Raw genomic sequence first — 14,063 nt, 5'->3', positions numbered from 1 at the left:
CACGTCGGCCGCTGGATGTTTAGCAAGAGCTTCGGTCTGGATCCCTGACGCGGAGCTCGGACTTGGGTCCGGAGAAATCATTGATGAGCCAGAAAAGTCGAATTGCCACGGATATTGACTTGAAGGATGATGGCATAGCGCACGGGTACCTCCGCGTGCCCCATTCGACGACAGAGTCTGCCTACGGCTGGATCCCCGTGCCCATTACTGTGATCAAGAATGGTGATGGCCCGAGCGTTCTTCTGGTGGCAGGCAACCACGGCGACGAATATGAGGGGCAAGTTTTGCTCATGAATTTTCTTCGCAACGTCTCTCCTCAACAGGTCCGTGGGCGCATCATTATTCTACCCGCCGTCAATACGCCCGCCGTCATAGCTGGTCAGAGGGTCTCGCCAATTGATGGAGGCAATCTGAACCGTCTCTTCCCCGGATATGCAGACGGTACACCGACGCAGATGATTGCTCACTACATAGATAGTGTTCTACTGCCGATGGTCCGTTACTGCTTTGACTTCCATTCGGGAGGTTATTCTTTGGAGTACGTTCCCACTGCCCACCTTGTCGCACCAGCTGAGCCAGCGCTCAGGAAAGAGGCTATCGGATTCCTTCAAGCATTCGCAATGCCGAGCAGCATTTTAATTGAGGGCCTTACAGGAGACGACCAGCTTTTGCTTGGATCATGTAGAAAGCATGGTGTGGGCCACATGTCGACGGAGTTAGGCGGCGCAGGGACTTTTTCGGTTGAGGCCTATAGAGCCGCTGAACGCGGTCTGCCCCGCTTGTTGCGCCACGTCGGCGTCCTCGCAGACGATAATAGCAGCGAGCGCCCACCATCAACGCAATTCTATCTTAGGCTACCTGCAAATGATTTGCTTTATGCGACGGCAGCCGGCGTTTTCGAAGCGTTTGCTAAGCTTGGTGACGTGGTAAAGGAAGGAGATATAGCAGGGCGCATTCACTTTCCCGATGTCCCCTGGCGAGGGCCTGAGACGATCATCTTCAAAAAGGGAGGCACAATTCTCGCCAGGCGCGCTCCGGCCAAAACAAAGATTGGTGATTGCGTCTTCGCGCTGGGCACACCCTTTCGAAGGAGTGACTGAGCCGTCTTAAACCCTCGCGGCCAATTTTGACGCTTAGGTCGGCTTTCCCGATGATGCGAACGCCAAGTGTCATCGTAGGTATCGTCGTCGGAGATATTCTTGCTCGATGGCTGCCCCATCTTAGTCGCGCTTTCAAACTCTCAGTGACTCGATCCATAGCCAATGTCCATGCCTGGAGAGCGAGATGAACCCAGATTACGCCACTCAAGCGCAATTGGCTTGGCGCGATTTCGACGGACTCGGACACTTTTATCAATTCCGTCCGGAATACCCGCCACGCATTGCAAGACAGCTCCGGAGTATGTTAGGCGACTCTGCCGGCGGACATATTATAGAAGTGGGAGCTGGAACAGGACATTTTACCCGAAGCCTGGCAGCTGTTTTCGGCCCTAGTTTCACGGTACTCGCACTTGAGCCTAACGAGGATATGCGACGGCACGCCGAGACTTCGACGCCTACTCGAATGTCGATCACTTATGCGGATGGCGTCGCCGAGAGACTTCCGGTCGAGAACGCCTCAGCCCAACTGATCGCAGCCGCAAGCGCTGCCCATCGATTTGATCGCCCTCTCTTTTTTCAAGAGGTTCGCCGCGTTCTGGAAAAGGACGGATTGCTCGCCTTCATTCAATATCAGCCATATGATAAGGGAGGCTCCTTCGCCGATCGTTTCCTTTCGATTATCGAGACAGCCCTTCCAGGCTATGACCGTCACTGGAGTTCGAAGCCTGAAGGGGGCTACTTCGAGTTTGACATTGTGGCTGAGTTACAGGCAGAGGCTGCTGTGAAGGATGTCCAGCGCGATACATTTCTGTTTAGTGAAATTTTCGATTGGGAACGGTTCAAGCAGCAAGCGCTCTCCTTCACGACCGTCCAAAGGGCAATTGGCAAGAAGGGTAATAAAGTAATAGTATCGGAGCTGAGCGAGCTCTTTGATCAACATCAAAGCTCTGATAAGCGCGTCGAGATGCCCTTCGAGGTTGAAATTATCACTGCGCGGAGGGTGTAGCCACTTCGACCGAGAGCACGCTGTCAGATATGGCGCAGACATTACTCGCAGGCTGAAGCGTATTGCCGGTGGGAGAACTACGAAAAGGATGGCTCACATCCTGCCCCCCAAGGACTCCTACAAGCTCGCTTTAACAATTCTAGTGCCGTCAACCAGCGAGCGAATTTTGCCAAAGGCGAATGCTCTTGGCAGGAACCACATACCACAGTCGGAAGAGGGGTGGAGCCGTTCAGGAGGGACAATCTCCAGAGCATCGCTGATCCGACGGGCGATGTGCTCTGGTGTTTCAATGTCTTTGCGAGCAAGATCCAATAGCCCGAGCACAACGTGCTTTTGGCCGCAATAGCGCAACAGCGCAGGATCGTGTTTCGGTTGCTCGTATTCCAGGCTTATCGCCGTGGTTGGGCACTCGGAAAGAATTTCCAGGACTTCAGGGTAAGTCGGGCTCTTGCTCTTCTCCTGGTGGACTAGCGCATAACCATAGCAGACGTGCGTCGTCACAGGAACAGAGATGCCTTCAACGAGCACCTCCAAAGCTTTCTTTCCATGCTTCCGAGCAGTACTTAGGCGAGCATGGAAATGAGGCTCGTCTACTTGAAGGAGGTCAGCTCCAGCGGCTTGCAGGGCTTTCATTTCTAGGTTGAGAGCTCGTGCAAATTCAAGCAACAAAGTTTCCTCATCGTTATAGAAATGATCGCTTACTTGATTTGCGAGCGTTAACGGCCCAACGACGGTAACCTTCACCGGTCGTATGGTGTGAAGTTTCGCAAAATGAAGCTCATCGACGGCGACCGAACCAGTCCACTTGATTTCTGAAATTACCCGGGGCTTGAGTCGAGAATATGAAAGGTATTCTTCGATCTCGGGCGAATCAGAACGTTTTGAAGAGATTTCGATTGACGAAGCTACCTTGAGCACAGGTGTTGTGGTGTCGATCCCACTTAACGAAGTGAGGAAATGTCGGTCGTAAGCAGCACGTTGTGCTTCCCCGTCGGTGATTAAATCCAATCCAGCTTTTTCTTGCTCATATATTGACAGCAGTGCAGCGTCACGCTTGGCCTCCGCCAGCACCTCTTGCTCAGGACGCCACCAGCTACCGTCCAAAGCCCGCATTCTCTGATGACGGGCTAGCCAGTGCGGTTTTGTGTAGCTGCCCACGATTTGCGTCGTTAGCGGATGAAGCGACATCGGTTTCCAAGCCTCTGTTAAACAGGCATACGACAGGCAAGAGTATCTATTAGGGCTTTCCGAGCCGCAGAGTGTGGCCTTCACGGCTCCTACGAAGTGTAAGGACTACAAGACCGGGATTTGCTACAGTCGGATGACACACATCGAATGGTTCGATGTCATCTCCCAGATTATGCGATGACGGTGACTCTCCGGATGAGATGAGTCTAATCCGAAGACGGAACTTCTTTCGATGCGGCGCGCGCCTTCTCAACGATCGCGGCGAACTGAGGTTGACGTTGGCGGCAGAGCATTCCGGTATTCACCCAAACCTAGTTCTGCCGCTATCGCGCTGCCCTACAGACTTGGCTAGAAGCTATCAAAGAATGCGTTCGCAACAGCGAACTGACCAGCCCCCTCGGTAGTTCCTCACCGAAGCGACGAGTCGGAGCCTACCGTCGTAAGCATCACATCATCGGCGCATCAGCGGTTCGCGGGGTTCCTGCGCGTCTCGTCCCGACAAGCGCCTGGATTGGTGAAGCAGACGTCCACGCCGCCTGCGACCACTGTCCGCATCAGACACTCCGGTCATGAATTTAGGGGAGCAGGTCTTTTACGTCATTCGACATTGCGGTGAGCGTCTTGTCGACATCTGTTTGTCGGATGGCCACATCGCGAAGATGGTTGCGAAGCACTTCGACAATCCGCACCGCGTTGTCGCCAGGGAACGTGCTCCAGCTGGTCACCAGTGGAAGCGCTTCAATGGCGGCGCGCTGGTTTGGTTTTTCCCGATAGAACGCGCCCAAATAAGCTGGGTCATGGATGGCGATCACATTGACCGGCGTGGCGCTGGTCATCTTCGCCAGCAAAGTTTGCATTGGCGGGCTGCCCAAGAATTTCATGTATTCCCAAGCGATCTTCTGCTTTTGCGGATCGCTGGTTAGCATCATCATGGCGCGTCCGCCAATGGGAATTCGTCCCTTCTCGGACAGTATGGGCCAACGCATGGTTTGTATTTCGAAATGCCCCTTGGTTGCTTCTTCGAATGGCCCGAGCTCGGTGTTCGCCTGGGTGATGATGCCGATTTGACCGGCGGTGAACGCCTGGAAGGCTTGGTTCTGGGTCATGTCGACCATGCCGGTCTGGCCGAAGCGGCGGATGATATCGAGCGCACGGCGGCCTTCTGATCCGTCAAAGGTGATCGCGCGGTCGTCCTGGCTCATCAGTCGGCCGCCCTGGCTGGTGATCAATGCCTGGAACGTCCAATTGCCGCTGGTGTTGTAATCGAAGAAGCCGCCAATGATCCTGTCGCCCAGGCCATGGATCTTGCTTGCAAGAGCGAGAATGCCATCCCAGTCATTTGGAAGATGATTGGGATCTCCGCCCGCGCGGCGGACCAAATCCTTGTTGAAGAAGAGCGTCGGCGTAGCACTCTCGAACGGCAGCGCGTACACCTTGTCTGCTATTTTGCCGACTTCCATAGAAGCAGCGGTCACTCCCAGGGAATTCCAGTCCTTTTCGCCGTCCATGAAACCGTTCAAAGGAATTGCCGCATTGCGGCGTACCAAGATGGCGATTTGATCGTAGCTCTGTAGCGAGACGTCTTGGATTTCACCGGTGACCCTGAGTCGAAGCGTGCGCGCCAAATGTTCGCCATGAGTCGCGACCGGAGCCATGTAAACTACGCTCACGCCGGGGTGATCCTGCTCGAAGCGCCGGCCAGCCTCTTCAAGAAATGCCTTGTAGGCGCTGTTTGAAAACGAGACCGTCAGGACCTTGGGATTGCCCGCGGCAGCGGGGACCGAGGTCAGGCCAAAACCGACGGCTAGGCTGGAAATGAACACGCTGGACATAACCAGCCAGGGTGTGATTCGATTTTTCATTGCTTGATACCTCTTATCTTGATCGTGACGCCTGACTGACGCTGCTACAGTTTCACAGATGTTTCGCCGTCCCTGGCGAGTGGTCTCCTTCACCAAGCCCTCATGGTGCGAGGCAAGGCGCGGCATCGCGATTTCTATCTCGCGATAGTGATTGTGCCCTCGACAACAGGCTTGGAGTTTTGAAGGCCATGATTTGAGGAGCATGCTAAAGGGCGGGCAAGGCAGCGGGAAATGAGAACGTTCGAGCCCTATGGGTCCCGTAGGAATCAATTGAGGTGACGGAAAGAGCAACGGTATGCGCTCATCGGACGATCTCCCGGATCGGCCTGACCGATGAGCGGCCGGATTCCACTTGCCGGCGCAGACGCTGCCCGTCACGGGTAAAAAGGAGCACGCGGTCCGGTCGGACCCCGACATGTAAGGTCTGGCCGGAGGCCATATGAGGTGCCCGTTCGGCCAGCAGCCGTGCAATCAGCGGATGTTCGACGCCCGCCAGATCAATATGGACGAAGAGATCGGACCCCATATGCTCGATCATGCGCACCGAACCGGTCAACGCGCCCTGCCCTCTGTGGTCGGCGAGATGAAAGGCCTCCGGGCGAATGCCGAGGGTGAGAGGCGTGCCGGGCAGTGCACCGGCCTCGATCGTCAGCGTCGATCCGGCCACATCGATCAGCCCGCGTTCATTCACGACGCCGTCGAGCATGTTGATCTTGGGCGACCCGATGAACTCTGCAACGCGCCGGTCGTCCGGATCGGCGTAGATATCCTGCGGCGGAGCGACCTGCAACAACTCGCCATCGCGCATCACCGCCACCCGATCCGACAGCGTCATGGCCTCAGCCTGATCGTGGGTAACATAGACGAAAGTGACCCCGAGCCGCTGGTGTAGTTCCTTGATCTCGGCGCGCATCTGTACGCGCAGCTTGGCGTCGAGGTTCGACAGCGGCTCGTCCATTAGAAAAACCGTCGGATGGCGCACCATCGCCCGGCCAACTGCCACGCGCTGACGCTGGCCGCCGGAGAGCTGCCCCGGTTTGCGCGACAACAGGTGGCCGATGCCGAGGGACTTGGCCGTACGGGTGACTTCCAGCTCGATCTCGGCAGCGATCCCCGCGGATCCTGGGAGGAGGCTACCCAGAACGGGAAGTCTCTGCAAGGCAGAGAGCCGGCGCATGCGCAAAGGCAATGCCATGTTCGATGCGACGGTCATATGCGGATATAGTGCGTAGGACTGGAACACCATGGCCACGTCGCGCTGCTTCGGCCGCAATCCATCCACGAGACGATCGCTGATCGCCACGCTGCCTGCGGTTTGCACTTCAAGCCCAGCGAGGATGCGCAACAAGGTTGACTTCCCACAACCTGAAGGCCCAAGCAGCGTCAGGAATTCGCCATCTGCAATCGACAGGGAGACACCATTCAACACAGTAGCTGCACCGAATGATTTACGGATATTTGTGAGGACAATCCCACTCATTCGACGGACCCCAGATTCCTCTCGTAAGCGACCGCCTCGAAAGAGGATCTCGTTCGACAAACCGCGGCGGGAGCGATCGCACGGCGCAAAATAATGGTCAGTCCTCTATCCTGTCGGCCGACGCGACCATCGATCGATGTATTGGCAATCCGACGAGGTCGAGCACTACGCGCCGTGAATCCAGCCCACAGAAATCTGCAACGATTTAACTCAAAGCTATGATTTGGGATTGTCATACCCGTTTTCCTTGAGCGGAGCTCGCTTGTTGCGACGAAGGATCGATATCCAGGCAGGACCCCGATGATCACGTCTCAGCGCAATATCGTGGGGAAGCAACAATCCGGTGACAAGCATCAAGTAATACGATGTACCATTATGATTTGGCGATGGATTGCCGTAACAATTTACGCAGGCCAGCTCTCTTCGACGTATCGCGACCTCGTCAGCGACCGCATCTTGAGCCGTAACAAAGCAAGCGCCAAAGCGATGGAAACCGACGGCGAAGATAGGACAAACGATAAGAGGACCGAGTCGATCTCAAGGTAAGTTGAACAAGTCTCCAAAGCACGGGCGCAGACCCTGGACACCTAAGAGGCTTAAGGCGCCATCCGTCATTGCCGCGACCGCCTGCCTATCATCTTCCAGGCTCGCCATTTCCGAAGATCGTTTACATCATGGACGTGCCGCGCAAGTTCGATGGCTGTACAGCGCCGAAAATTCCGGCGCCGATCACCCAACGATTTGAGGCAATCCTCCTTACTTACTCATCATTGCGATTGGCCCTGACCGCCACCAACATAATTTCGACGAGGGTATCGCCGACAAGTTGCGCGCCTACGCAGGTCCGCTGAGGCCAATGGCGTGAATCGTCGCCGATCCAGGTGCACCAAGCTTCGTCAAATGACAGCTTGTGGCTAAGATCTGCCAGATAGACCGCAGCGGACACTATTCGCTCCTTGTTGCTGTCTAGTTTTTCCAAAAGCTGATCAAGCTTTGAGAAGATGTCGGCGGCTTGCTCCGAAATGCTCGGGGGTTTTCGATCCGGAATAGTGGCCACCCAAACGAGGTCGCCATACGCCGTTCCCGCGTTCCTGCCGGTTGCCTTTCCACGAAGCCGTTTGATTCCTGATGTATGCTCAAACACGTTAGACCTCCTTCGTATACTATCCCCACCATCGCCGCTCCACTCGCGCGGAGCTTTGTTGATGTCGATCATCGGTTGAGATCACCGTCGACTTCGACGGTGTTGCCAGGTCGTGACCAGTGTCAGATGCCGGCCATTCCGCTTTCAACGTAGCTAGTGTTGCCTACCACCACCCGACGAAGAATCTGTTTGTAGCTGCCAAGTCGCGCTTCGAAGATTTCTCCGCGGGTATCCTCCGCGCGCGATTTTGACCGCAAAATCTCAGTCAGCACCCGTCCACCAACCGTCGTCGGTGCGTCAATCCCAAGCAGATGGAGGATCGTCGGCGCAAGGTCGCAAATTCCCGATGGCAAAGAAGATGCGGATCCAGTGTCCGAAAAAGCTGATCCTCCGACGATTCCGATTACTGCAAGTTCCTTCGGATGTAGTCCGCCGTGAAGGCCGAGGCCTGGTCCGCGATCATTGTCGTAGAACGTGCAGCCTACGAGGCCGAAGCGATCGATCCTGTCGTCAGCGCGGAAGGAAAAGGCGACGTCCGGCGCACGAACATGGTCAGCGAAGACGAGGCGATTCGAAAGGCTCCCAGGGGCGATGCCGTTGATCGAGTCCTTCGCCCGCGTGAACACATTCCCGCACCACGCCTCGGATGTGATAGCTGCGACCAACCGGGCAATCTTCGCCTCAGTCGGATCGGCGAGATAGAGGGCGCCGACTTGGCCGGGCACGACTGTCACATCCACATCCGGTGCTGGCGTGACGCCGGCGCTGAAGCCTGCGGTACGTACGGTGTCGGCAACCGACGCGCGAGTATGGCCGGTGATGTGACCATGGTCAGAGGTCGCGAATATCTGCACGCCCTCTCCCCTTCCCTCCGCCTCCCACCAGTCGAGCACGCGGCCAAACTGTCGGTCGCAATGGGCAATGATTGAGCGCGTCGCCTCCGCGCCCGTGCCGTGGAAATGCGAGGTGACGTCCGGCTCGCCATAGGAAAGGATCGTGACATCAGGCCGGTATCGCGGCCAAACAACGTCCAAGAAGGCAGAGGAAATCCAGTCCTGTCCATTCCGATCCGGCTCTGTGTTTGGCGGCGCCGGGCTCAGTGGACCGACTTGCGCCTCGATGGCAGCTAGCGCATCGTCCGGCGTGCATGCCTCGCGAAAATGACCGGACAACCGGACGTGGCCGAAATCTTCTGCCTTGTGGTGGAAGAGCCGAGTTGTGCCCGGAGTGTTGGTGGCGAGCACGGCGAGGCTGCGGCCGGCCGCCGCCATGATCTCGCCGAGGGACGGCGCCGAATAGAGCCGCCCTCCGCTTTCGAGGTCGAGTCGACGCAACAGCACCGAGTCGGAGGTGTCAATGTAGCGCGACGGGTTGACAGAGCGGTCGACGTATTTGTTGCCCACCATTCCGTGTCGATCCGTGGTTGCGCCGGTGACGAGGCTTGGAAAGGCCGAGCGCGTCTCGCTCGGATAGATCGTGCGATGGTTCGTGAGCGTCACCCCGGCGGCTTTTAATCGGCAGAGGTTGGGTGTCAGCGCGGGACCGACGAGGTCGGGGCGCAGTCCATCGAAGCTGACGATAAGGAAGCGGAAAGGCATTCGTCAAACTCTCTTCGAGCGGACGGTTATGGCTGATTTAGCGGGCAGCGATTGGCCGCAATCGGCCGAGAAGAGAGAAGCGTCGCGGCGAATAAGGTGCGAGTTCGAAGGGTGGTGGACGGTTTTCGATGATATCTGCGACCGCGCGAGCGGTGTTGGGCGACGACGCAACTCCGATGTGCCCATGACCGAACGCATGGATTACGTTTGAGAGCCGGCTGGCCCGCCCAATGACCGGCAGATAGTCAGGTGTTGATGGTCGCGCACCCATCCAGAAGCGGACTCGGTCGGGATTGTGAGTAAGCCTATAGGCCCCAACGGTGAATTTCTTCAGAACTTCCGCGTGTCGCCAGTCGGCCGGCTCGTTGAGATGGGAGAATTCGACGTGTCCGGTAATCCTCAGACCGAAGCGCGACGGCGTGTTGGCCATCGGACCATCCATCAGCAGCAGACGGTTGCGTGGCAGCGGATCCATGTCCGAGATCTCAACGTGGTAGCCCCGTTCAGCTTCGAGACTGACCCGATCCCCCGCCGCCGCCGCCAGTGCCTTGGAGTGGATGCCGGCCGAGATCACCACATCATCGCAGACTACATCGCCATCATCAGTTACGACCGCGGTGACGCGATCGCTCTCCGAGCGGAACCCGAGCGCCCGTGCTCGCTTGAGCTCGACACCGAGGCTTAGGGCGCGGCGCACCAGCGCGGCAACATAAAGACCCGGCTTGACGCAATTATAGCCGTCGAGAACAACGCCGAACGTATAGCGCGAATCAAGTGCCGGTTCGCGACGGCGGATCTCCTCGGCATTGAGTTCGGTCCAGGTGCAGCCTGTCAGGCGCCGCAGGTACCAAGTCATCCCCATCCCCTCGGCCTCAAAATCGGCACGGGTGCGATAGACCTGGAGCTGGCCTTTGCGTTCGATTAAGTCCGAGACGCCGGCCTCGGCTGCCAACTCGTCGTGGCGCAGATGACAATCGGCAACGAGGGGATGAAGCGCCAAGGCGGTTTTCTCAACCCTTCGGGCCGAAAAGCCGGCAAGAAGAAACCGGATGAGCCAGGGCGCGAGCCGCGGCAGATGACACCAGCGGATGGTAAGCGGACCGACCGGATCGAGCAGGTAGCGCGGAAGCTTGCGCCACAGTCCGGGCAGCGAAAGCGGGACGACCAGGCTTGGGCTGAGCCAGCCACCGTTGCCGTAACTTGCGGCGTGCTCGCCGCCGGGTTCGCCGGGCTCGATGATGGTAACCCTGTGGCCGCGACGTGCCAGTTCGAGCCCGGTGACTGCACCGACAATCCCTGCGCCAATGACGACGATGTGCTTGGTGTTTGCCATGTTTTGCTTGTGATGATCGATAGCCATGTTTGTCGCGGTCATTTCTCGTAAGCCGGCCTGCGATTGTTCCTGGCCCATAGTGAAAAGCAGTCAGCTGTTCAGCTTCGCTGCTTCGCGAGCCAAAGCCTCGATCTCTGTCCAATGTCCGGCTTTGATGGTCTCGGCAGGCGCGACCCAGTTCCCGCCGACACAAACAACGCGAGCCGCCGAAAAGTACTCCCGTGCATTTGCAGGCGTGATCCCCCCGGACGGGCAGAATGATATCCGCGGTAGCGCAGCGCTGATTGACCTGAGCGCGGGAACACCGCCGGAAGCTTCCGCCGGGAAGAATTTCAGCGTGTCGTAACCCTTCTCCAGCAACGCCATCACCTCGCTGGTCGTGGAAGCACCCGGAAGAAGCGGCAGCTCCTCAGCCTCGCAAGCCGCGATCAACTGGTCCGTCGTGCCAGGGGACACGCCGAAGACTGCACCCGCCGCTTTGGCCGCCCGTACATCCCGAGCGGTTACCAAAGTACCAGCCCCGATCAGGCAGCCAGGGATGTCGACCATTGCTCGAATAACGTCGAGGGCGGCCGGCGTACGAAGGGTTACTTCGATTGCGACCAGACCGCCCGCGACCAGAGCTTCTGCCAGCGGTCGAGCATGTCTCACATCTTCGACCACAAGCGCAGGAACGACTGGGGCCAATGCACAGATTTCGTTTATGCGCGCGGATTTGAATGGCATTTCGCACCTTTGTCGAAGTTTGCATTGGCGGCTGCAGGGCTGGGCACCGGCTGCATCGTGGCCTTTAGCGCCTCTTCCGCCCTGCCCCACGCCTGGGGAAAATGGGAAGCCTTCAGTAAATTGCGCCCGATGATCACATTCATGAAGAATTTCATGCCAGACAATTTCGGACCTTCTTCACTTGACTGCCCCACCCGTCAGCCCCTCGACGAACCATTTCTGTGCAACGATAAATGCGATGATGAGGGGCAAGACGACGAGTGTTGCCGCGGCCATGAGTGGGCCGTAGTCATTGCCGGCCTCTTCGTTCTTGAAGGCCATGATGCCGAGCGGGGGCGGCATCAGGTTCTCGGAGCGCACTGCGATCAGCGGCCAGAAGAGGTCGTTCCAGTGGCTGACTACGGAAAAGATCGAGAAGGCGATGATGGCCGGAAGTGCCATCGGCACCATAATCCTCCAGACGATCGCTAATTCCGAAAGGCCGTCGAGACGGGCAGCATGGACGACATCATCGGGAATGGTCTTGAAGAACTGACGAAACAGAAAGATACCGAATGGCGAGACTACGTAAGGAAAGACAAGCGCCGCATACGTGTCGAGGATACCGATCTGATAACCGAGAATGAAGAGCGGCATCGAGAGTACCTGGTACGGCAGGAGCAGGCTGATAAGCACCATGCCGAAAAGCAGATCGCGTCCGGGAAACCGCAGCTTGGCCAGAGCATACGCGCAGGGCGCGCAGACGATGATCTGTAGCGCCAGGACGAGAGCACAGACGATCAGACCGTTGCCCATGTAGCGCAGCAACGGTGCCGTCGTCAGTGCCTTCGTATAGTTCTCGACACCATAGAATTGCGCGGGCCAGAAGGAGAAGCTCGCCCGAAAGATCTCACCCGGGGTCTTGATCGATAGCGACAGCATCCAGACGAACGGGACGAGAATGAGCGCGCCGGTGACGAGCAGCACCGCATGGCGAAGAATCGCGGCCGGTGGCGACAAGCAATTGCTAGAGCTGGTTGGGCTCATTGGTAATGTACCTTGCTGTCCATGACGCACACCTGCACGAGTGTGAGCGTCACGACGATGGCGAGAAACACGACGGCAACGGCGGCGCCATATCCGGCGTGCAAGTACTCGAAGCTCTCACGATAGAGCGTGTAGAGCAGCACTTCGGAAGCATGGCCGGGGCCGCCCCCAGTTAGGATTTGGATCGTATCGAATGCTTGGAAAGCCCGCAGGGCCACCACAATCACGACAAACATCGAGACGGGCCCGAGCATGGGGAGGGTGACGATGCGCAGCCGGTCGAGCCAAAAGTCAGCACCATCTACATTGGCAGCATCGTAGAGATCTTGTGGGATGCTCTTGAGACCGGCGAGAAACAACACCATGGCATAACCGAGGTTTTGCCAGATACCGATGACAGCTAGCACCGGTAGAGCCGTATCCTCGTCGCGCAGCCAGTTGGCGGTCGGTAGGCCGACGGCAGCGAGAACTTGGTTGACGAGGCCGATCGTGGGATGCAGCAGCGCCTCCCAAGCGATGGCCATAGCCGTGAGTGTCGCCATGAATGGCAGAAAGTGGATGGCGCGGTAAAAGGAGCGGCAGGACTTTCCACGCTCGATCAGAAGCGCAATCAGAAGTCCGAGCGCGACGGTGCCCGGCACGACGATCAGAACGTACAGCACAGTGTTGATGAGCGAGGCTCTGAAGCCGGCGTCAGCGAAGATCGCGCGAAAGTTGGCAAGCCCGACGAAGGAGAGCGTCCCCGCGCCGAACTGCCAGTCCGTGAGCGCGATGACGAATACGCCAGTCACCGGTAGGAAAAATAGGACCAGCAGAAAGAATACCGCCGGCGCGGCCAGCGTCCAAGCTGCTAGCGTTTCCGTCAACGCACGCCCCGGTGAGATCGCGGAGGATGCTCGAAAGCCGCCGATCGGGAACGGTTTGTCGGAGGCGGCGGAAGGAGCAAGGGGCTCGCTCATCGGGCGATCTCCCGCATGGGCAGGATCGTTGCGCGGCCGGATTCCACTTCCCGGCGGAAGCGCTGGTGAGCCGGATGGCACATCATTGCTCAGGCGACCGCCACGCGCCGCAGCCCGGTAAAGTCGGCCGGTTCGCAAGAGGTCAGGCCGCATTTTCTTCGAAGACTGTCGATGAATACGAATGCCATAGCCGTCAATTCCAAATCTTCATGCAAGCGTTTCGGAGCACGGAACTGAGATCGCATATCCCGTTTGGACGTGTCCTGACGTGCGAGCCGTTAGAAAGCCGAACTGCTACAGTCGGATGACTATCATCGAATAATTAGATACAGACTTGCGTATATACGATGATGTTTTCCGCGCCGGGACAGATTTCGGAAACAAGAGCTCTCGGTGAATGCGGTGTCGCACCGTTGATGGGGGCGTTCTCGAACGTGACGCGGGTGGCAACAATCTCGGAGTCGCCCCCGGCCTCAGCTGCCGAAGATTCCAAAACGACGCTTACAACGGGCCTATTGCAGGCGATCACGACCGCGTTCGTCTGACCTGTGGTGGTCACCGCGCTGCAAGCGAGGCCAACTTCGGCGAAGCACACAAAGCATCGCAATTGTCGTACACTTCATTCAAGAATGCGATTAGCC

Annotated in this window: 12 protein-coding genes; 2 read left to right on the top strand and 10 right to left on the bottom strand. The window is 57.6% G+C overall.

Translation table 11 applies throughout. The features are described from left to right. Positions 1-83 precede the first annotated feature (83 nt). Positions 84-1,100, top strand: a complete 1,017-nt coding sequence (locus GGD67_RS14235; protein WP_179733597.1) for a succinylglutamate desuccinylase/aspartoacylase family protein — start codon at positions 84-86, stop codon at positions 1,098-1,100. Between the two features lie 184 nt (positions 1,101-1,284). After that, positions 1,285-2,106, top strand: a complete 822-nt coding sequence (locus GGD67_RS14230) for a class I SAM-dependent methyltransferase (RefSeq protein WP_179733595.1) — start codon at positions 1,285-1,287, stop codon at positions 2,104-2,106. A gap of 117 nt (positions 2,107-2,223) precedes the next feature. On the opposite strand, the gene GGD67_RS14225 is transcribed toward GGD67_RS14230, so the two are convergent. From GGD67_RS14225 to GGD67_RS14180, 10 genes are all read right to left on the bottom strand, one after another. Continuing rightward, positions 2,224-3,294 (bottom strand): hypothetical protein, encoded by a 1,071-nt coding sequence (locus tag GGD67_RS14225; RefSeq protein WP_179733593.1) that lies wholly within the window; start codon positions 3,292-3,294, stop codon positions 2,224-2,226. 575 nt (positions 3,295-3,869) lie between these two features. Then, entirely contained in the window at positions 3,870-5,156 is a 1,287-nt protein-coding gene (locus GGD67_RS14220) for an extracellular solute-binding protein (RefSeq protein ID WP_179733591.1), read from the bottom strand. Positions 5,157-5,457: 301 nt separating this feature from the next. Then, complete coding sequence (locus GGD67_RS14215; protein ID WP_179733589.1) at positions 5,458-6,636, bottom strand: ABC transporter ATP-binding protein; 1,179 nt, start codon at positions 6,634-6,636, stop codon at positions 5,458-5,460. A 760-nt stretch (positions 6,637-7,396) separates the two neighbouring features. Further along, complete coding sequence (locus GGD67_RS14210) at positions 7,397-7,852, bottom strand: Rid family hydrolase (RefSeq protein ID WP_179733587.1); 456 nt, start codon at positions 7,850-7,852, stop codon at positions 7,397-7,399. A 50-nt stretch (positions 7,853-7,902) separates the two neighbouring features. After that, entirely contained in the window at positions 7,903-9,378 is a 1,476-nt protein-coding gene (locus tag GGD67_RS14205; RefSeq protein ID WP_179733585.1) for an alkaline phosphatase family protein, read from the bottom strand. 37 nt (positions 9,379-9,415) lie between these two features. Then, positions 9,416-10,738, bottom strand: a complete 1,323-nt coding sequence (locus GGD67_RS14200) for an NAD(P)/FAD-dependent oxidoreductase (protein WP_246790787.1) — start codon at positions 10,736-10,738, stop codon at positions 9,416-9,418. 63 nt (positions 10,739-10,801) lie between these two features. After that, positions 10,802-11,437: a bifunctional 4-hydroxy-2-oxoglutarate aldolase/2-dehydro-3-deoxy-phosphogluconate aldolase gene (gene eda, locus GGD67_RS14195; RefSeq protein WP_179733582.1), complete on the bottom strand. Its 636-nt coding sequence runs from the start codon at positions 11,435-11,437 to the stop codon at positions 10,802-10,804. Beyond that, positions 11,413-11,580: a hypothetical protein gene (locus GGD67_RS14190; RefSeq protein WP_179733580.1), complete on the bottom strand. Its 168-nt coding sequence runs from the start codon at positions 11,578-11,580 to the stop codon at positions 11,413-11,415. Before GGD67_RS14190 ends, eda begins: the two co-directional genes overlap by 25 nt. A gap of 34 nt (positions 11,581-11,614) precedes the next feature. Continuing rightward, positions 11,615-12,463, bottom strand: a complete 849-nt coding sequence (locus tag GGD67_RS14185; protein ID WP_179733579.1) for a carbohydrate ABC transporter permease — start codon at positions 12,461-12,463, stop codon at positions 11,615-11,617. Further along, the gene (locus tag GGD67_RS14180) at positions 12,460-13,422 is read right to left on the bottom strand and encodes a carbohydrate ABC transporter permease (RefSeq protein WP_179733577.1); all 963 of its coding nucleotides are present in this window, start codon (positions 13,420-13,422) and stop codon (positions 12,460-12,462) included. Before GGD67_RS14180 ends, GGD67_RS14185 begins: the two co-directional genes overlap by 4 nt. Between the last annotated feature and the right edge of the window lie 641 nt (positions 13,423-14,063).

Origin of the sequence: Bradyrhizobium sp. IAR9 (genome assembly GCF_013408065.1) — a bacterium.
Lineage (GTDB): Bacteria > Pseudomonadota > Alphaproteobacteria > Rhizobiales > Xanthobacteraceae > Bradyrhizobium.
Note: the sequence above shows the minus strand (reverse complement) of the source record. Positions and strands in the feature narration are given on the sequence as shown.